17 protein-coding genes are annotated in these 17,126 nt (G+C 69.0%); 6 read left to right on the top strand and 11 right to left on the bottom strand.

What is annotated here, in order from left to right; genetic code table 11:
* Nucleotides 1-60 precede the first annotated feature (60 nt).
* Together ACOCEP_RS08110 and ACOCEP_RS08105 are read right to left on the bottom strand one after the other, a co-directional pair.
* Complete coding sequence (locus ACOCEP_RS08110) at nt 61-852, bottom strand: ABC transporter permease (RefSeq protein WP_192743942.1); 792 nt, start codon at nt 850-852, stop codon at nt 61-63.
* Nucleotides 849-1,826 (bottom strand): ATP-binding cassette domain-containing protein, encoded by a 978-nt coding sequence (locus ACOCEP_RS08105; RefSeq protein ID WP_378370214.1) that lies wholly within the window; start codon nt 1,824-1,826, stop codon nt 849-851. The genes ACOCEP_RS08110 and ACOCEP_RS08105 overlap by 4 nt, the downstream gene beginning before the upstream one ends.
* A gap of 191 nt (nt 1,827-2,017) precedes the next feature.
* Here ACOCEP_RS08105 and ACOCEP_RS08100 point away from each other — a divergent pair, with 191 nt between their 5' ends.
* Nucleotides 2,018-2,992, top strand: a complete 975-nt coding sequence (locus tag ACOCEP_RS08100) for an endonuclease/exonuclease/phosphatase family protein (protein WP_482339641.1) — start codon at nt 2,018-2,020, stop codon at nt 2,990-2,992.
* A 49-nt stretch (nt 2,993-3,041) separates the two neighbouring features.
* Here the strand turns inward: ACOCEP_RS08100 and ACOCEP_RS08095 are convergent, their stop codons facing one another.
* Together ACOCEP_RS08095 and ACOCEP_RS08090 are read right to left on the bottom strand one after the other, a co-directional pair.
* Nucleotides 3,042-3,869, bottom strand: coding sequence for an SIR2 family NAD-dependent protein deacylase (locus tag ACOCEP_RS08095; protein WP_482336645.1), 828 nt, complete (start codon nt 3,867-3,869; stop codon nt 3,042-3,044).
* Nucleotides 3,862-4,170, bottom strand: a complete 309-nt coding sequence (locus tag ACOCEP_RS08090; RefSeq protein ID WP_192743939.1) for an antibiotic biosynthesis monooxygenase family protein — start codon at nt 4,168-4,170, stop codon at nt 3,862-3,864. Before ACOCEP_RS08090 ends, ACOCEP_RS08095 begins: the two co-directional genes overlap by 8 nt.
* Nucleotides 4,171-4,210: 40 nt before the next feature.
* Between ACOCEP_RS08090 and ACOCEP_RS08085 the strand changes: the two genes are divergently transcribed.
* Nucleotides 4,211-5,419 carry an FAD-dependent monooxygenase gene (locus ACOCEP_RS08085; RefSeq protein ID WP_482336644.1) on the top strand — a complete coding sequence of 403 codons (1,209 nt, stop codon included), beginning with the start codon at nt 4,211-4,213 and terminating at the stop codon, nt 5,417-5,419.
* 159 nt (nt 5,420-5,578) lie between these two features.
* Here ACOCEP_RS08085 and ACOCEP_RS08080 read toward each other — a convergent pair whose 3' ends face one another.
* Together ACOCEP_RS08080 and ACOCEP_RS08075 are read right to left on the bottom strand one after the other, a co-directional pair.
* Nucleotides 5,579-6,736: an IS30 family transposase gene (locus tag ACOCEP_RS08080; RefSeq protein WP_482332473.1), complete on the bottom strand. Its 1,158-nt coding sequence runs from the start codon at nt 6,734-6,736 to the stop codon at nt 5,579-5,581.
* A 313-nt stretch (nt 6,737-7,049) separates the two neighbouring features.
* Nucleotides 7,050-8,492: a M1 family metallopeptidase gene (locus ACOCEP_RS08075; protein WP_482336643.1), complete on the bottom strand. Its 1,443-nt coding sequence runs from the start codon at nt 8,490-8,492 to the stop codon at nt 7,050-7,052.
* Here ACOCEP_RS08075 and ACOCEP_RS08070 point away from each other — a divergent pair.
* On the top strand, nt 8,491-9,273 hold the full coding sequence (locus ACOCEP_RS08070; RefSeq protein ID WP_482336642.1) for an alpha/beta fold hydrolase: 783 nt from the start codon (nt 8,491-8,493) through the stop codon (nt 9,271-9,273). The two genes, ACOCEP_RS08075 and ACOCEP_RS08070, sit on opposite strands and share 2 nt — an antisense overlap.
* Here the strand turns inward: ACOCEP_RS08070 and ACOCEP_RS08065 are convergent.
* From ACOCEP_RS08065 to ACOCEP_RS08050, 4 genes are all read right to left on the bottom strand, one after another.
* Nucleotides 9,263-10,225, bottom strand: a complete 963-nt coding sequence (locus tag ACOCEP_RS08065; RefSeq protein ID WP_482336641.1) for a peptidoglycan recognition protein family protein — start codon at nt 10,223-10,225, stop codon at nt 9,263-9,265. The genes ACOCEP_RS08070 and ACOCEP_RS08065 overlap by 11 nt on opposite strands.
* An 88-nt stretch (nt 10,226-10,313) precedes the next feature.
* Nucleotides 10,314-11,189 (bottom strand): HhH-GPD family protein, encoded by an 876-nt coding sequence (locus tag ACOCEP_RS08060; protein WP_482336640.1) that lies wholly within the window; start codon nt 11,187-11,189, stop codon nt 10,314-10,316.
* A gap of 131 nt (nt 11,190-11,320) precedes the next feature.
* Nucleotides 11,321-11,812, bottom strand: a complete 492-nt coding sequence (locus ACOCEP_RS08055; protein ID WP_482336639.1) for a beta-class carbonic anhydrase — start codon at nt 11,810-11,812, stop codon at nt 11,321-11,323.
* 51 nt (nt 11,813-11,863) lie between these two features.
* Nucleotides 11,864-12,964 carry a LacI family DNA-binding transcriptional regulator gene (locus ACOCEP_RS08050; RefSeq protein WP_482336638.1) on the bottom strand — a complete coding sequence of 367 codons (1,101 nt, stop codon included), beginning with the start codon at nt 12,962-12,964 and terminating at the stop codon, nt 11,864-11,866.
* A 200-nt stretch (nt 12,965-13,164) separates the two neighbouring features.
* Here ACOCEP_RS08050 and ACOCEP_RS08045 point away from each other — a divergent pair, with 200 nt between their 5' ends.
* The 3 genes from ACOCEP_RS08045 to ACOCEP_RS08035 are packed head-to-tail and all read left to right on the top strand — an operon-like array spanning nt 13,165 to nt 15,814.
* The gene (locus tag ACOCEP_RS08045) at nt 13,165-14,094 is read left to right on the top strand and encodes a metal ABC transporter solute-binding protein, Zn/Mn family (protein WP_482336637.1); all 930 of its coding nucleotides are present in this window, start codon (nt 13,165-13,167) and stop codon (nt 14,092-14,094) included.
* Nucleotides 14,094-14,927: a metal ABC transporter ATP-binding protein gene (locus ACOCEP_RS08040; RefSeq protein WP_482336635.1), complete on the top strand. Its 834-nt coding sequence runs from the start codon at nt 14,094-14,096 to the stop codon at nt 14,925-14,927. The genes ACOCEP_RS08045 and ACOCEP_RS08040 overlap by 1 nt, the downstream gene beginning before the upstream one ends.
* 5 nt (nt 14,928-14,932) lie before the next feature.
* Nucleotides 14,933-15,814: a metal ABC transporter permease gene (locus ACOCEP_RS08035; RefSeq protein ID WP_482336634.1), complete on the top strand. Its 882-nt coding sequence runs from the start codon at nt 14,933-14,935 to the stop codon at nt 15,812-15,814.
* A 69-nt stretch (nt 15,815-15,883) separates the two neighbouring features.
* On the opposite strand, the gene ACOCEP_RS08030 is transcribed toward ACOCEP_RS08035, so the two are convergent.
* Nucleotides 15,884-17,107, bottom strand: a complete 1,224-nt coding sequence (locus ACOCEP_RS08030) for a DUF445 domain-containing protein (RefSeq protein WP_482336633.1) — start codon at nt 17,105-17,107, stop codon at nt 15,884-15,886.
* Nucleotides 17,108-17,126 lie beyond the last annotated feature (19 nt).

The raw sequence follows: 17,126 nt of genomic DNA, 5'->3' as shown, positions 1-17,126 counted from the left end.
GAAGAGCTCCTCGCCCGGCAGCGGCGAGGAGCCCTTCACGCGCGTTCCCCCTGACCCCCGTCAGACGCGCTTCCGGTAAGCCCACGTGGCGAGCGGGAAGAAGACCGCGATCGCGGCCGCCATCCAGATCAGCGAACCGGTCAGCGGCCCGGCGATCGGCCCGCCGTTCATCAGCCCGCGCAGGACGTCGGACATCTGCGTCACCGGGCTGATGTCGGCCCACGCCTTCAGCCAGCCGGGCATGGTGCCGGTCGGGACGAAGACGTTGCTGCCGAAGGTCAGCGGCATCAGCACCACGAACATCAGGCCCTGCACCGCGCCCGGGCTCTTCACCAGCATCCCGACGAACACCGAGGCCCAGCAGAACGACAGCGCGAACGCGATGACGAGCGCGATCGCCAGGGCGAACTCGGCAGGCCCGGTCTGGACGCGGTAACCCATGATCGTCGCGACGACCATCAGCACGACCAGGCACACCAGGTAGCGCACGATATCGGCCAGTACGGCGCCGATCAGCGGCGCGGACCTGGCGATGGGCATCGCGCGGAACCGGTCGAACACGCCCTTGGTGACGTCGGTGTTCAGCTGGACGCCGACGGTCATGCTGGCCTGCAGGATGTTGAACACCATGATGCCGGGCACGATCATCTGGAGATAGCCCTCGGTGCTGCCCATGATCGCGCCACCGAACAGGTAGACGAACATGACCAGGAAGATGATCGGCGCGATGGTGACGTCGGCCAGCTGCTCCGGGTTCTTGCGGATCTTCAGGATGCCGCGCCAGGCGAGGGAAAGCCCGTGCCGCACGCCGCTCGACGGTGAAACGCGCCGTGGTGCCGCGATGGTCGTCATACCAGGCTCCCTTCCGGAGTCGTGTCCTTGGTGGACTCGTCGGTCTTCTTTCCGGTCAGCGCGAGGAACACCTCGTCGAGGCTGGGCAGCCGCAGCGCCAGCTCGTCCGCGGTGATCCCGGCCTCGTCCAGCTTGCGGACCAAAGTGGACAGCAGGACCGGGTCGGCGACGGGCGCGGTGAGCAGCCCGGTGTCGTCGTCCCGGTGCGGCCGGGCCCCGGTGAGCCCGGCCAGGATGCGCTCGACGGCGTCGAGGTCGGCGAGCGCGGACGGCCGCACCTGCAGCGTCTGGCCGCCGGTCCGCCGCTTGAGCTCGTCGGCGCGCCCGTTCGCCACGACGTGCCCGTGGTCGAACACGGTGATCGTGTCGGCGAGCTGGTCGGCCTCCTCCAGGTACTGCGTGGTGAGCAGCACCGTCGTCCCGTCCGCGACCAGCGTCCGGACCACGGCCCAGACCTCGTTGCGGGCGTGCGGGTCGAGCCCGGTGGTCGGCTCGTCCAGGTACAGCACCTTGGGACGGCCGACCAGGCTCGCGGCGAGGTCGAGCCGCCGCCGCATCCCACCCGAGTAGGTCTTGATCGCGCGGCCGGCGGCGTCGGTCAGCTCGAACCGCTCCAGCAGGTCGGCAGCGCGCTTCTTCGCGTCCGCCCTCGAGAACTCCAGCAGCCTGCCGATCAGGACGAGGTTCTCCGTACCGGAAAGGTCCTCGTCGACCGACGCGTACTGCCCGGTCAGCCCGATCATGCTCCGGACCGCCATCGGGTTCTTGACGACGTCGTATCCGAAGACGCTCGCGTGGCCGCGGTCCGGCCGGATCAAGGTGGCCAGGATCCGGACGGCGGTCGTCTTCCCCGCGCCGTTCGGCCCCAGCACCCCGACCACCTTGCCCGCCGGGACCTCCAGATCGACCCCGTCGAGCGCCTTCGTCTCCCCATAGTGTTTGACCAGGCCCTCGGCCCTGATCGCGTGAGTCATCGTTTCCTCCTGTGGATCTCGCCCCGCGGATCAAGATGCGCCCCAGGCCTGGCAGACCGCGCACAGCGCGCTGGCAGCGGCTGACAAGACCTGACAGGAGCCGATATGCGCTGGTAGACGCGGTGTGGGGAGGTTGTGAAGGTGTTGTGGAGACGATCGCCGGAGTGCTCTTGATCGGCATACTCGACGGCATGGTGATCGAAGAACGCGTGGTGCCCCAGGGCGCCGGGCGGAAGCTGGTCAGCGGGCTGCTCATCGGGGCGGTCGTGCCGTTCGCGGTGCTGACGGCGTTACGGCTGGTGGGCTACGACGGCAACACGTACACGATCGCGGCGCTCGCGCTCACGCCGTACGCCGGGATCGCGACGCTGCTGCTCGCCGTCCTCGCGCTGGGGCTGCGCCGCTGGTGGATCGGCGTGGTCGCGCTGGTGCTGACCTGCACGATCGCGTCCCTGGTCCTGCCGAGGGCCTTCGCGAACGAGCAGAAGGCGCTCGACGGGAAACACGTGCGCGTGCTGGCGTCGAACATGCTCGGCGGGCAGGCGGATCCGGCGCGGATCGTCGGCTACGTGAAGGAGCACCGGGTCGACGTCCTGAGCCTGACCGAGCTGACGCCCGAGGCGATCACCGGTCTCGACCGGGCCGGGTTGTTCCAGGTCCTGCCGTATCACGTGCTGCACCCGGCCGAGTGGGCGTCGGGCTCCGGGCTGGTGTCGAGGTATCCGCTGACGCCGCTGAAGCTGAGCGGCGCTTCCGACTACAAGCAGCCCAGCGCGAGCGTGGACCTCGGCGACGGTGTCCGGATCGAGGTCGTCGCGGTCCATCCGGCGGCGCCGATGTGGGACCGGCACGTGTGGGTCGACGAGGCGAAGGACCTGCCGTACGCCGACGCCGAGCACGACATCCGGATCCTGGCGGGCGACTTCAACGCGAGCCTCGACCACGCGCTCTTCCGTGAGCTGCTGACCAGGGGATACGTGGACGCGGCCGATCAGCTGGGGAAGGCGCTGGAGGGCACCTGGACGAACGGGCTGGTGCCGCCGGTGCCGATCGACCACGTGCTCGCGGACAAGCGGACGGCCATCGCGGACTTCAAGGTGCTGGACACGCCGGGCAGCGATCACGACGCCGTCTACGCGGAAATCGTCCTGCCCAGAGCGGGCTGAAGGGAGCTTTCGCCGCATGACACGCGGCGAAAGCTCCCTTCGCCGCGTCTTATGCGGGCATGGTTCCCTTCAGCAGCGCGTCCAGTGCCTGGAGCGTTTCGAGACCGTTGGCAGCCAGGGAAACGCCGCGGCCGTGCCGGATCCGCGGCTCACGCGGATTGACCCGCACCAGGGCGCCGGTCGCGGCGCTGGCCAGCTCCGAGTACCGCCGCACCGTCGGCACGGCCTGCCCGGCGCCGAGTTCCACCACCACGAGGTCGCGATGCTCGCGGCGCCACGCGTTCAGCTCGTCGAGCTGGGCCTGGCTGCGCTGCCCGAGCCAGTCGTAGTCGCCGAACATCAGGATGTTGGGCCGGGCGAGACCGCCGCAGCGCGGGCAGGACGGCAGCGGCTCCAGCGCGCGCATGCTGTCTTCGTCGATCGGGACCGCGACGTCGTCCGCGGGCCAGATCTCCTTGGTGCACCTGTCGAGGCACTGCAGGTGATGGATGGACCCGTGCGCCTCGGCGACACCCGGGTAGCCCGCTTTCTGGAACTGTCCGTCCACATTGGACGTGAACGCGCGCGTGCCGCCCGGCTTGCGCGCGCCCCAGGACAGCAGGAGCCCGAAGCCGTCGTGCGGGACGGTAGCGCGGTACAACGCGAGCCGGTGCCCGTAGAAACCCCAGGCCAGCTCGGGATCTTCGGCGAAATGCCGCGGGTCGGCGAGCTCGACGAAGCTGATACCCAGCCGCTCGTACGGCGGATACGCCTTCCAGAAACCTTCGTCACCCCGGAAATCGGGCAGGCCGGAGTCGACGCCCATCCCGGCACCGGCGCAGACGAGCAGCGCGCCGGCGCCGTCGATCAGTTCCGCGGCTCGTTCGAGCTCACTCACCCGGCTTCGAAGCCTGGACGACCTCGAATTCCAGCAGGTTCGCACCGGTGGAAACCGGCTTCGCGCGCTCGCCCGCGTGCGCCTCGCGCGCCGGGCCGGATGCCCACGCCTGGTACGCCTCTTCGGACTCCCACTTGGTGTAGACGAAGTAGCGCGTCTCGCCGGAGACCGGGCGGAGCAGCTCGAAGCCGAGGAAACCGGGCTGATTGTCGACGGCGTGCAACCGCGCGGCGAACCGCTTCTCCAGCTCGGGGCCAGCGCCTTCGGGGACCTCGATCGCGTTGATCTTCACGACAGCCATGCCGCCAGCCTACGACGAAATCGTTTTGCGCCGCGATGTGATGCGTGGGACCTTCCCAAGGGTGGCCGACACCAAGATCCTCATCTCCGGAGCGAGCGTCGCCGGGCCGGCGCTCGCCTTCTGGCTCGCGCGGCACGGCTTCCAGGTGACCGTCGTGGAGCGCGCGCCGTCGTTGCGCCCCGGCGGCCAGGCCGTCGACCTGCGCGGAACGGCCAAGGAGGTCGCGCGCCGGATGGGCCTTGACGAACGTATCCGCGCCGCCTGCACGGACACGAAGGGCGAGACGCTCGTCGACCGCAAGAACCGCACGAAGGCCACGATCCGCGCCGACGACTTCGGCGGTGACGGCGCCGTCGCCGAGATCGAGATCCTGCGCGGCGACCTGACCGAGGTGCTCTACGAGGCGACCAAGGACACGACGGAGTACGTCTTCGGCGACCGGATCACCGCGCTGGACGAGCGGGCCGACGGAGTCGACGTCACCTTCGCCGGTGGTGCGCGGCGGACGTACGACCTGGTCGTCGGAGCGGACGGGCTGCATTCGGGAGTGCGTGCGCTGGCCTTCGGCGACGAGTCCCGGTTCGTCCGGCATTTGGGCTCGTACCTGGCGTTCTTCAGCGTGCCGAACCGGCTCGGGCTGCGGAACTGGGCCGTCGGCTACGACGACGTCGGCCGGTCCGCCGGGATCCGCGCGGTCCGCGACGGCGACGAGGCGATGGCCTACTTCGGGTTCGCCGCGGAGAAGGTGGACTACGACTATCGCGACGTCGAGGCGCAGAAGGCGCTGGTGCGCGGGTTCGCGGCCGGGATGGAGTGGGAGGCGCCCTGGCTGCTGGACCGGATGGACGAGGCCTCCGACTTCTACTTCGATTCGTGCGCGCAGGTGATCATGGAGTCCTGGTCGCGTGGCCGCGTCGGGCTGCTGGGTGACGCCGCTTTCTGCCCTTCGCCGCTCTCCGGACAGGGCACGAGCCTGGCGTTCGTCGGCGCGTACGTCCTCGCCGGGGAGCTCGCCGCCGGTCTCGACACCGGGCTCAAACGCTACGAGGCGGTCATGCGCGAGTTCGTCGAGAAGACGCAGGAGATGGGACGGGAGAACGCCGAGTCGATCTTCGCGAAGTCGCGTGCCGCGCTGCGGATGCGCTACGTGATGATGCGGGTGATGCGGCTGAAGCCGGTCGCCGCGCTGGCTTCGCGGAAGATGCGGGACGTGGTGAACGGCATCGACCTGCCCGACTACCGCGTTTAGTCCTCTAAATGCGGTAGTGGCGTGCCCCGAGAACCGCATTTAGAGGACTAAACGCGCCGGGCGCACGTCACCCGCGGGCCGTGTCGCGAAAGCCACTTTCGGGACGCCTGGTGTCCCGAAAGTGGGGCGGATTCATGCGGTGGTCGCAACGTGCTCTGTTTAGGACAGTAGCGTGGTGAGTTTTTCGAGTGGGGTGTGCCAGTCCAGTGTTTTGCGGGGGCGGCTGTTGAGTCGTGCGGCGACTGCGGTGAGGTGTTCTGCGGTGTGCTGGTGCAGGTTGGTCCCTTTGGGGAAGTACTGGCGAAGCAGGCCGTTGGTGTTCTCGTTCGTCCCGCGTTGCCATGGGGAGTGCGGGTCGCAGAAGTAGATGGCCAGGTCGGTGGCGAGGGTGATGTCGGCGTGACGGGCCATCTCGTTGCCCCGGTCCCAGGTCAGTGACCGCCGCAACTGGTGCGGGAGGGTCTGGATCGCGTCGATCATCGCGTCCCGGACCTGGATCGCATCGTGGCCGTGGGGCAGGTGCAGCAGTATGACGAACCGAGTGGAGCGTTCCACGAGGGTGCCGATCGCGGACTTGTTACCGGCACCGGTGATCAGGTCGCCTTCCCAATGCCCCGGGACTGCCCGGTCCTCGGCTTCGGCCGGCCGTTCGCTGATCTCGACGAGGTCAGGGATCCGTGACCGTCGTGCCTGTGCTTGCTTGCGCGGGCGGCGCAGCGCCCGTCCTGTCCGCAAACACGCGGTGAGCTCGCGGCGCAGCGCTCCCCGGCTCTGCACATACAAGGACTGGTAGATCGTCTCGTGTGACACTCGCATCTCCGGCCGGTCGGGGAACTCCATCGCCAGCCTGGCTGTGATCTGCCCCGGAGACCACTCCTGCAGCAACCGCGCCTGCACATGATCCCGCAACTCGCGATTACCGGCCTCGGCCAGCTTCGCGGTCTTCGGCCGCCGGGCCCGATCCCGCGCCGCCGACTCCGCCCGATGCGCTCGATACCCGCCCCGGCCACCGTTGTTCGTCACCTCCCGGCTGATCGTCGACGGGGCCCTGCCCAGCTGCCGAGCGATCTCCCGATACGAGAGACCCCCGGACAGACCACGAGAGATCTCCTCCCGCTCAGCCAAACTCAGATAGCGCTCACCCAACGAGCCAGGTGCGTTCCCGATCACCCCACCAGCCTGCGCGAACCACCGCCGCCCGGTCTCGTGCGACACATCCACCAAACGGGCGGCACGCTTAGGCAGACACCCCGCCCGCACCGCATCCCAGAACCGCACCCGCACCACACGCGGCAACACCAACCCACCAGCCACCACAACTCCCAGCTCACGAAGGATGTTGCAACGACCCCATGAATCCGCCTGGCTTTCGCGACATCCAACCTCGGTGCCCACGCGCGCGAAGGCGACACCGCCCCACGCATTTAGAGGACTAAATGCGTGGGGCGGGTGTTCGACCCACCCGGCCGATGCGCGCCTGTGGCCCGGTCAGCTGGGAAGGGTTGCGAAAGCCACTTTCGCAACCTTGAGCGTTGCGAAAGTGGCTTTCGCAACGCGCTCGCGTCGAGAGGGTGGTGGTGGGGACGACCGCCGCTTCCCGCATTTAGAGGACTAAATGCGGGAGGAGTGGTCAGCCGCGCAGGGTGCCGGGGAGGAGTTCGGCGTCCGGCGGGATCGTCGTGCCGTGGAACCACGCGTCGAAGAACGGCCGCAGGTCCTGCTCCGAAAGCTTGATGGTGAACGCCTCGAAATCCGCCCACGAGGCGTTGGCGTTCCGGTACGCCGCCGGCCATTCCTTCAGCAGCCGCGTGAACGTCCCTTCGCCGATCTTCCGCCGCAGCGCGTGGATGGCCAGGATCCCCTTGTCGTAGACGCCGTGGAACTCCTGCCCGGCACCCATGTCGACCAGTTTCGGCGTCCAGAAATCCTGGCTGCCGCGCATGATCTCGAGGGCGGCGCGGTAGCGGTCGTCCAGGTTCTCGTGGTCCCGCGACTCCTGCCACAGCCATTGCGCGTACGACGCGAGGCATTCGTTGAGGCAGATGTCGGACCACGATTTCAGGGTCACCGAATCGCCGAACCACTGGTGCGCGGTTTCGTGCACCACGGTGACCAGGTCGGCCCATTTCGCGTAGGTCGGCCTGGTCTGGGTCTCCAGCGAGAAATGGATGTCCTCGTCGAGATAGATGCCGCCCGCCGCGTCCACCGGGTACGGCCCGAATTTCGAGCTCAGGAAACCGATGATCTCCGGCAGCCGCCTGCCGGTGTCGCGCCGGTCCTCGGCGCCCGGCGCGTACGCGTTGACCACCGGGGTCCCGTCCGGGAGCGCCATCCGGTCGACGGTGAACTTGTCGATCGCCACCGTGGTCAGATACGACGCCACGGGCGTGCGCTCCTGCCAGGACGTCGCGGTCCAGCCGTTCGCCGAGCTCTTCTGGATCTCGCGCCCGTTCGAGATGACGGTCCAGCCGTCCGGCACGCGCGCGGTGAGGGTGAACATCGCCTTGTCACGCGGGGTCTCGTTGACGGGGTACCAGAACGACGCCGAATGCGGCTCGCCGACGATGAACGCGCCGCCGTCCTTCGACTTCTGCCAGCCGTTCTCGCTGCCGCCCGCCTTGGGCGTCGCCGACGGGTCGCCGCCGTAGAGGACCTTCGTGCGGAATTCGGTCCCGTTCCGGATCGGCTCGGCGGGCGTCACCACCAGCTCGAAGTCGCCCTCGCGCGCGAACTTCGCCGGTTTCCCGTCCACTTCGACCGATTGCACGGTCAGGCCGCGTAAGTCCAGGTTGTACCGATCGAGGTCCTGCGTCGCTTTCGCGATCACCGTGGTGTCGCCGTCGAGACGCCCTTTCGCGGGGTCGTAGGTGATCCCGACCTGGTATTCGGTCGCGTCGTAACCGCCGTTCCCGTCCATCGGGTAGTACGGGTCGCCCGCGCCCGAAGCGCCCGGAGCCGGGTTCATCGGCGGCGGCGGTGGGGGCGCGGCCGGCGCGGGATCGGCGGTGCAGCCGATAATCAGGGCGCAGACGGCCCCCATGACCAGACCGGCGGCGGGGACACGGCTGCGCATGGAGGGGAGCTTAGTGGTGATCCAGCGCGACGGGTTGATCACTTTCGGCGGTGACGGGCCGCCGATCGTCCTTCTGCACGGGCTGATGGGCAGGGCGACGACGTGGTGGCGGGTCGCGCGGAGACTCCAGCCGTACGGGCGTGTCCACGGCCTCGACGCGCGAGGTCACGGACGCGGACCACGCGGCGGGCCCTGGCGCACCGAGCGGTTCGCCGAAGACGTCGCCGCGGTGCTGCGGACCTTCGACGAGCCCGCGGTCCTGATCGGACATTCGATGGGCGGCCTGCACGCCTGGGTCACCGCGGCCACGTATCCCGGGCTCGTCCGCGCCGTGGTCTGCGAGGACTTCGCGCCGGACCAGCGCGGCCGGACCGTGGACACCTGGCGCGGGTACTTCGAATCGTGGCCGGTCCCGTTCCGCTCGCTGGCCCATGTGCGCGAGTTCTTCGGCGACACCGGTGACTACTTCGTCGAATGCGTCGAGGAACGCGAAGACGGCTACCACCTGATCGCCTCCCTGCCGGACCTGTACGAGATCGCGGCCGAATGGGGCAGGCGCGACTTCTGGGAGTTCGTCGAACGCGTGAAATGCCCGCTGCTCGCGATCGAAGGCGAACGGACCGCGATGCCCCACGGACAGCAGGCCGAGCTGGCCGCGCGCGTGCCCGGCGGCCTCGGACGGCATGTCGTCGTCCAAGGCGCCGGGCACGTGGTGCACGACGAAGCGCCGGAAACCTATCTCGGTGCCGTCGAAGCGTTTCTCTCCGACGTCATCGGCTGAGCCGTTCCTTCAGCGCCCGGAGGTCGGTGCCGGATCCGACGAGGAGCGGCCAGACGTCGGAGCCGAGGAAGCCGGTCTCGTCGGTCGCCGCCGTCGCGCCGCAGGCGTCGCGCTCCAGCCCGTGCCGTGCCGCCACCGCGGCGACGGCGTCCTTTGTGGACTGTCCGAAGAGGCCGTCGGTGGGCACGGCGAAACCGCGGGCCCGCAGGAGTTCCTGGGCCATCCGCACCCGTGGCCCGCTGTCTCCGGGTTTGAGCAGCGGCCACTCCGGCAGATCCACCTTCGGCGACGAGGAACCCAGCAGCTTCCCGACCTCGGTGCGCAGCTCCGGAAGCCGGTTGTACAGCACGGTGCCCGGGCATTCGGTGGAGTTGAAGTCCCGGTGTCCCTTGATGAATTCCGGCGAGATCCCGTACTGCGAGGCCATGTACGCCACCAGCTTCACCAGCGAGTCCCAGAGCGCGGGCGTGACGTCCTCTGTGCTGTAGAGGCCTTCGTTCTCGATCCCGATGCAGGTGCTGTTGTTGTTGCCCACGTTCGCGCCCAGCACGTGCCGGGTTCCGCCGCGCAGGATCTCCAGGCTGCGGTGCCGCCCTTCGGTGATGTGCCCGCCGCGGCTGTTCGTGAACTGCTGGCCGGTGTCGACCCAGCCACGGGTGTCCATATGGAAATTCTGGATCGAACGCGACGCCCAGAAGGCGTGTTCGAGGGTGTAGTCGGTGACGTTCCCCGGTTCGACCGTGTGGTGCACGACGATGTACGTCGGCTTGTGGTTCTGCACCTCGATCGTCCCGCTCGGCGGCCGCGCGTTCCACGCGGCCGTTCCGTGGATCTTCGGTTCGGTCACCCCGGACGCCGCGTCGGCGGCGGAAATCGTCGTTGTCCCCAGTAGCCCGACGGCGCTCACCGTCAGGCCGCCCTTGAGCGCGGTACGTCGGTCGAAGTCGGCCACGGGCGAAACTCCCATCATGCGCGTTGGCCGGAAAACTAACCCGCCATCGCGCCGATGACAACCATTGACCAACTTTTGTCGTAATGCGTTAGTGTTCGCCGGGCAGGGCGAACAGGCCGTCCCCGGTCTGTTCGAGCAGCCCGTCCACCAGCAGGGAGTCGAGGCAGCGGTCGCGCTGGCCGGATTCGTGCCAGACGAGGTCGAGCCGTGCCTTCTCCACCGGGCCTTCGCTGCCGCGCAGGACGTCGAGCAGCAGCCCGCGCACCTGACGGTCGGTCCCGGCGAACTTCTGGACCTGCTTCGCGGGCCCGGCGTACGCGGGCCGTCCGGCGTGCTGCCAGGCGCAGTCGTCGTAGATCGGGCAGTCGGCGCAGCGCGGCGAACGCGCGGTGCAGACGAGCGCGCCGAGTTCCATCAGCGCGGCCGAGAGTTTCGCGGCGGGCGCGTCTTCCGGCGGCAGCAGCGCCTCGACGTCGGCCATGTCGCGGGTGTTCGACGGCGGCCCGGCGTCACCCGCGCCGTGCACCGCCCTGGCCACCACGCGCCGGACGTTCGTGTCCACCACCGGTGCCCGCTTGCCGTAGGCGAAGGCCGCGACGGCGCGCGCGGTGTACGCGCCGATACCCGGCAACGCGAGCAGAGTGTCCACATCGGACGGAACGACGTCGCCGTGTTCGGCGGCGATGACGGCCGCCGCGGCGTGCAGCCGCAACGCGCGCCGCGGGTAGCCGAGTTTGCCCCAGGCGCGCACGACCTCGCCCTGCGACGACGCCGCCAGCGCCGACGGCACCGGCCAGCGCGCCATCCATTCGAGCCAGATCGGCTGCACGCGCGCGACCGGTGTCTGCTGCAACATGATCTCGCTGACGAGCACGCCCCAGGCGGTGCATTCCGGCTCACGCCAAGGGAGGTCTCGCCCCACTTCGTCGAACCAGCCGGTCAGCACTTCCGCGTCGACGCCCACCGGGTCAGCTTAAAAGGTGCGCCCGCGCGTCGAACGTGGGCCCAGGGCGTAGCTGAAGGGGACTTTCCCCTCGTCTTACGCGGTGAAGGGCGCTTTCCTCACATCGCATGCGGGGAAAGTCCCCTTCAGCTCTACGCGACCTCGGTCAGGCGGCCCAGCTTCACGTCGTAGACGAACCCGCGCACGTTGTCGGTGTGCGGGAGGAAGTCGCTGCGCCGGACCCGCTGCACCGACCGGCGCACGCTGTCCTCCACCACCCGGAACGCCTCGACGGACCAGGTCGGACGCAGTCCGCTGGCGGCTTCGAGCTCGTCCTTGAAGTCGTCTTCGGTGACCATCGACAGGCCACAGTCGGTGTGCTGCACGATCAGCACCTCGCGCGTGCCGAGCTTCCGCTGGCTGAGCGCGAGCGAGCGGATCATGTCGTCGGTGACGACTCCGCCCGCGTTGCGCAGGATGTGGGACTCGCCCTGGATCAGGCCGAAGATCTCGAACACCCGGATACGGGCGTCCATGCAGGTCAGGATCGCCACCTGGAGTGATGGCCTCGGAGACGAGCGGTCACCAGGAGTGACGTCACCCAGCTCCTGGTTGCGCTTGAGCAGTACGTCGATTGAGGTCACACGTTCATTGGAACCGACACGCCGGGGGAGAGCAACGCGAGCGGACGCAGATCACGGTCCGAACCAGCGTTCTTCGGCCGTTCGTGGCGGCGCCGAGGTGCGGCCGACCCGCAGTTCGGTGTTCAGGGTGATCACCTTCGGCCCGACCCGGTCCGCCGAGCTGAGCAGGAGCTTGCCCGCCGCCTTGCCCTTTTCGAGCACCGGCTGGTGGACCGTGGTGAGCCCGGAGCGTTCGGCCTCGGTGATGCCGTCGAATCCGGTGACCGTCAGGTCCTGCGGCACGCGCAGGCCGCGGCGCTCCGCCTCGGCCAGTGCGCCGAGGGCGAGGATGTCCGAGGTGCAGATCACGGCGGTGACCTGCGGATACGCGTCGAGCAGCTGGCGTGCGGCCGACGCGCCGTCGTCCACGGTGTGGTCGAAGCGTTCGACCACCGGCACCGTCGCCCAGTCGACCCCGGCCGCCGAGAAAGCGGCGGCCAGCGCCTCCAGGCGGATGCGCTGGACGTGGAAGTGCGCGGCGCTCTGCCGCTGGATGGAGACGAAGTCGTCGTTGCGTTCGCGGGCCAGCCGCATGCACAGCACGCCGATCTGCCGGTGGCCCAGCGAGATGAGGTGCTCGGCCATGGCGGTGACCGCGGCCGCGTCGTCCGGGCCGACCCGGTCGACGCCGTCCACGCGGGGCTGGTCGACGATCACCGTCGGCACCGGGCGCTCCAGCACGGCGCCGAGATGCGGGTCGTCGTCGGGCACCGAGTAGACGACGAAGCCGTCGACGCCGGCGCGGTGCACGGCCGCGACGTCCTCCCTGCCCGGGCTCGCCGGGACCAGGTGCAGGCCGACGCCCGCGTCCTCGCAGGCCAGCGCGAGCCCTTCGAGCACGCCGACGGCGGCGGGATCACGGAAGGCGTAGGAGAGGTTCTCGGTGAGCAAAAGACCGACAGCGCCGGCTTTGCGTGTCCGCAGCGAACGGGCCACCGGGTCCGGGCCCGGGTAGCCGAGGCGGCGTGCGGTCTCGAGGACGCGATGGCGCAGCTCAGGGGACAGCTGGTCGGGTCGGTTGTAGGCGTTCGAGACGGTGGTCCTCGACACACCGAGCTCTGCGGCCAACGACGCCAGTGTCGCCTGCCTCCTGGTGCGGATAGGACGGCCCATCCGCAAACCGTAACGGTTCAGAACGTTTTGCAGAAGCATCACCCGACGTGTGGCAGGTCTCGATTCAGAGTGACCCTGGGTACAGCTCGGACCAGGACCGGAGGCGTCGTCATCCGGATGGGGTACAGTTGAATCTGACAACGGTTTCCATTACCCGGCATTGGGAACACCTGGCCAGGGCATCCGCAGGAGTGCAGTAAATGAATTCCCGCCGTACCAAGAGTGTTTTCGCGGCCGTCTCGGCCCTGGCCGTCCTCGCGCTCGGCGCGACGGCGTGCGCGTCGGGCGACAAGGCGTCGACGGGCTCCGGTTCGCCGAACGCGTCCGCCGCGAACCCCGGCGGCGAGAAGATCAAGGTCGTCGCCTCGACCGACGTCTGGGGCAGCGTCGTGACCGCCGTCGGCGGTGACAAGGTCGAGGTCACCTCGATCATCCACGACCCCTCGGCCGACCCGCATTCCTACGAGACCACCGCGAGCGACGCCGTCGCCGCGAAGAACGCGAAGCTGACGCTGTCCAATGGCGGCGGCTACGACGACTTCTTCGGCAAGCTGGCCGACCAGGCCACCGGCGCGCAGAAGCTGGTCGCCGTCGACATCGCCGCGACCGGCAACGAGAACGAGCACGTCTGGTACAGCCTGCCCGGCGTCGAGAAGGTCGCCGACCAGGTCGCCGCGAAGCTCGGCGAGATCCAGCCCGCGTCGAAGGACGCCTTCACCGCCAACGCGACCGCGTTCAAGGGCAAGACCCAGGAGCTGCTGAAGAAGGTCTCGGGCCTGGGCGCCTCGAACGCGAAGGTCGTCGCCACCGAGCCCGTCGCGCACTACTTGCTCGACAGCGCGAAGGTCACCGACGCGACGCCGCCGGCCTTCGCCGAGGCCGTGGAAGCGGAGCAGGACGTGCCCGCCGCCGCGCTCAACGAGGTCAAGCAGCTGATCTCCGGCAAGCAGGTCAAGGCGCTGGTCAACAACGCGCAGACCACCACCCCGGTCACCCAGCAGGTCGTCGGCGACGCCAAGAACGCCGGTATCGCGGTCGTCGACGTCACCGAAACGCTGCCCCAGGGTGTGACCGACTACATTGCATGGATGACCAAGGAAGTGGACGCGCTGGCCGGAGCACTGAAGTAGTGACCTCCGTACCCGCCGAAGCTCGCCCCGCGGTCCGTGTCCGCGGGGCGAGCCTCGCGTTCGGCACCAGGACCCTCTGGTCCGGGCTCGACCTCGACGTCGAGCCCGGCGAGTTCCTCGCCATCCTCGGGCCGAACGGCTCCGGGAAGAGCAGCCTGCTCAAGGTGCTGCTCGGCCAGCAGGGGCTGCCCGAGGGCACGGTCGAGATCGCGGGGCGGCGCCCCGGCGGGACGAACCGGCGGATCGGCTACATCCCGCAGCAGCGCGCCCTCGACGAGGGCCTGACGATGCGCGGGGTGGACCTGGTCGGCCTCGGTCTGGACGGGCACCGGTGGGGCACCGGGCTCTTCGGGATCTCGAAGCGGCGTCAGCTGGTGGCGAAGGCGATCGAGTCCGTCGGCGCGCAGGCGTACGCGAGGCAGCCGGTCGGCCGGCTTTCCGGTGGCGAGCAGCAGCGGCTGCGCGTCGCGCAATCCCTGGTCGGCGACCCGGAAGTGCTGCTCTGCGACGAGCCCCTGCTCTCCCTCGACCTGGCGCACCAGCGCGCGGTCAGCGAGCTGATCGACGAGCGGCGGCGTTCCGCCGGGACGGCCGTCCTGTTCGTCACCCACGAGATCAACCCGATCCTGTCCTATGTGGACCGGGTGCTCTATCTGGTGAACGGCCAGTTCCGGGTCGGCAAGCCGGACGAGGTGATGAACTCGGAGACGCTGTCCGAGCTGTACGGCACGCGGATCGAGGTGCTCAAGGTCGGCGGGCAGATCCACGTCGCCGGGGCGCAGAGCGCGCTGTGCGAGGACGAACCCCACCACATCGACGAACAGGCCGGCTAGCACCCGTGGACAAGATGTTCGACTTCGCCCTGACCGGCGAACTCCTCGGTCTCGATTTCGTGCAGACGGCGTTGCTCGCGGCCGCCGTCCTCGGCCTGGTCGCCGGGGTGCTCGGCCCGCTGGTCGTCATGCGGCGGATGTCGTTCGCCGTGCACGGCACCGCCGAACTGGCCTTCACCGGCGCGGCCGGCGCGCTGCTGCTGGGGGTCGGCGTCGAACTCGGCGGCCTCGCGGGCGCGGTCATCGCCGCCCTGCTGATCGGGCTGCTCGGCGGCCGTGAGTCCGAACGCGACTCCGTGATCGGCGTGATCCTCGCCTTCGGCCTCGGCATGGGTGTCCTGCTGCTGTCGTTCTACGAAGGCCGCAGCGCCAACAAGTTCGGCATCCTGGTCGGGCAGATCATCACCATCGACTCGACCAACCTGAACCTGCTCGTCGGCGCCTCGGTCGTCGTGCTGGTGGTGCTCGCGGTGATCTACCGGCCGCTGCTGTTCGCCACGGTCGACCCGGCGGTCGCGACGGCGCGCGGTGTGCCGGTGCGGCTGCTGTCGCTGATCTTCGCGGTGCTGGTCGGCATCTCGAGCGCGCTCGGCGTGCAGATCGTCGGCGCGCTGCTGGTGGTCTCGCTGATGGTGACGCCGGCCGCGGCGGCCGCGCGGGTCACGGCGAGCCCGTGGAAGGCGACCGTGCTGTCGATCGTGTTCGCGGAGATCGCCGCGCTCGGCGGGATCGTCCTTTCGCTGGCGCCGGGGAAGCCGGTGAGCGCCTTCGTCACGACCATCTCGTTCGTGATCTACCTCGTCTGCCGTCTCATCGCCTGGCTGCGCGGGCGTTCGTCGCGGGTCCGCGTCGAGCCGACGGCGGTGGCGCAGCCCGTCGCGCCCTAGCGGACCTGCGTTTCGCGGGCTAATCGCGATCTGCCACCCCCAAATCGCGTTTAGCCCGCTAACCGCAGGTCAGTGGAGCATCAGGAGAACCTGCAGCTCACCGACCACGAAACCGATGACCCCGCCCACCGCGATGAGCTTCCACTCGTCCTGCCGGAACGCCGGCCTCAGCAGCCCCTCGAACTCCAGCGGCGTCAGCCCGAGCATCCGCCGCTCGACGATCTTCGCGACGTCCATCGCCTCGGTCAGGTAGCCCTCGGCGTGGCGGATCGTCGGCGGCAGCCGCTCCAGCGCCTTCCGCGCGGCCGCCTGCTTGATCTCCTGCAGCCGCTCCCCGCCGACGGCCATCGCGACCACCGGTTTCGCGACGCTCGCCTGCTCGTCGACGGCCCGCGCCACGAGCCGCTCGACCAGCGCGTACAACCGATCCGACCGCGGCCCGCGCAGGACGGCGTCGAGCAGGTTCGGCACGGTGAGGATCTCGTTCGCGATCATCTCGCCGTACTGGCGCGCGACCTCCGCCCGGCGTCGCTGGAACTTGCCCTGCAGGATCACCCGGCCGACCCGCACCGGCTCACGCGGCACGAAGATCAGCTTGATCGCCAGCCAGTCGGTGACCAGCCCGATGCAGCCGCCGAAGATCGGCAGGACCCACGGTTCCTTCGTCGCCGCCCAGACGATCGCCTGCACGATGCCGAGCCCGAAGCCGAAGTAGATCCCCGTGCGCGCGATGAACGCCATCTCCGGCCGCGACGTCTCGCGGATCAAGCGGACGAGCAGCTTCTTGTCCCTGGTCAGCCGCTGCACGGTCATGTGCTGGAAGTCGAGCACCTCGTCGAGGTTTTCGGTCATCTCTTCCATGAACTCGCGCACCAGCGGCGGCGTCGACGACTGGACCTGCTTGATCAGCAGCTCCTGCGCCATCGTCGGCATGACCTCCCAGAGCCTGGGATGGTGCTTTTCGAGCACTTCGCGGGCGACCTCGTCCACGGCACGCAGCAGCGGCTGCTCGATCTCGCGCGTGATGATCGCCGGGTCGACCCGCCGGAAGACCTCCTTGACGTCCAGCAGATTCGACGTCAGCAGCTCGGTCGCGACGGCCGCCATCCGCCCGCCGTGTTTGGGGACCACGCCCTGCCAGCCGAGGAACGGCTTGATCCCGGCGAACTCGAGCGGTTTGAACATCATCTCGATGGCGACGCGTTTGGTGACGTAGCCGATCAGCGCGGCTACGAACGGGATCGCGGCGTACAGCCACCAGTGCCGCGCGAGGTCGTCCAGGACGGCGTCCACACGACCTCCTCGCTTCGCT

The organism is Amycolatopsis sp. CA-211722 (genome assembly GCF_056828465.1).
The sequence above is the reverse complement of the archived record's forward strand: the minus strand, read 5'-3'. Positions and strand labels throughout refer to the sequence as shown.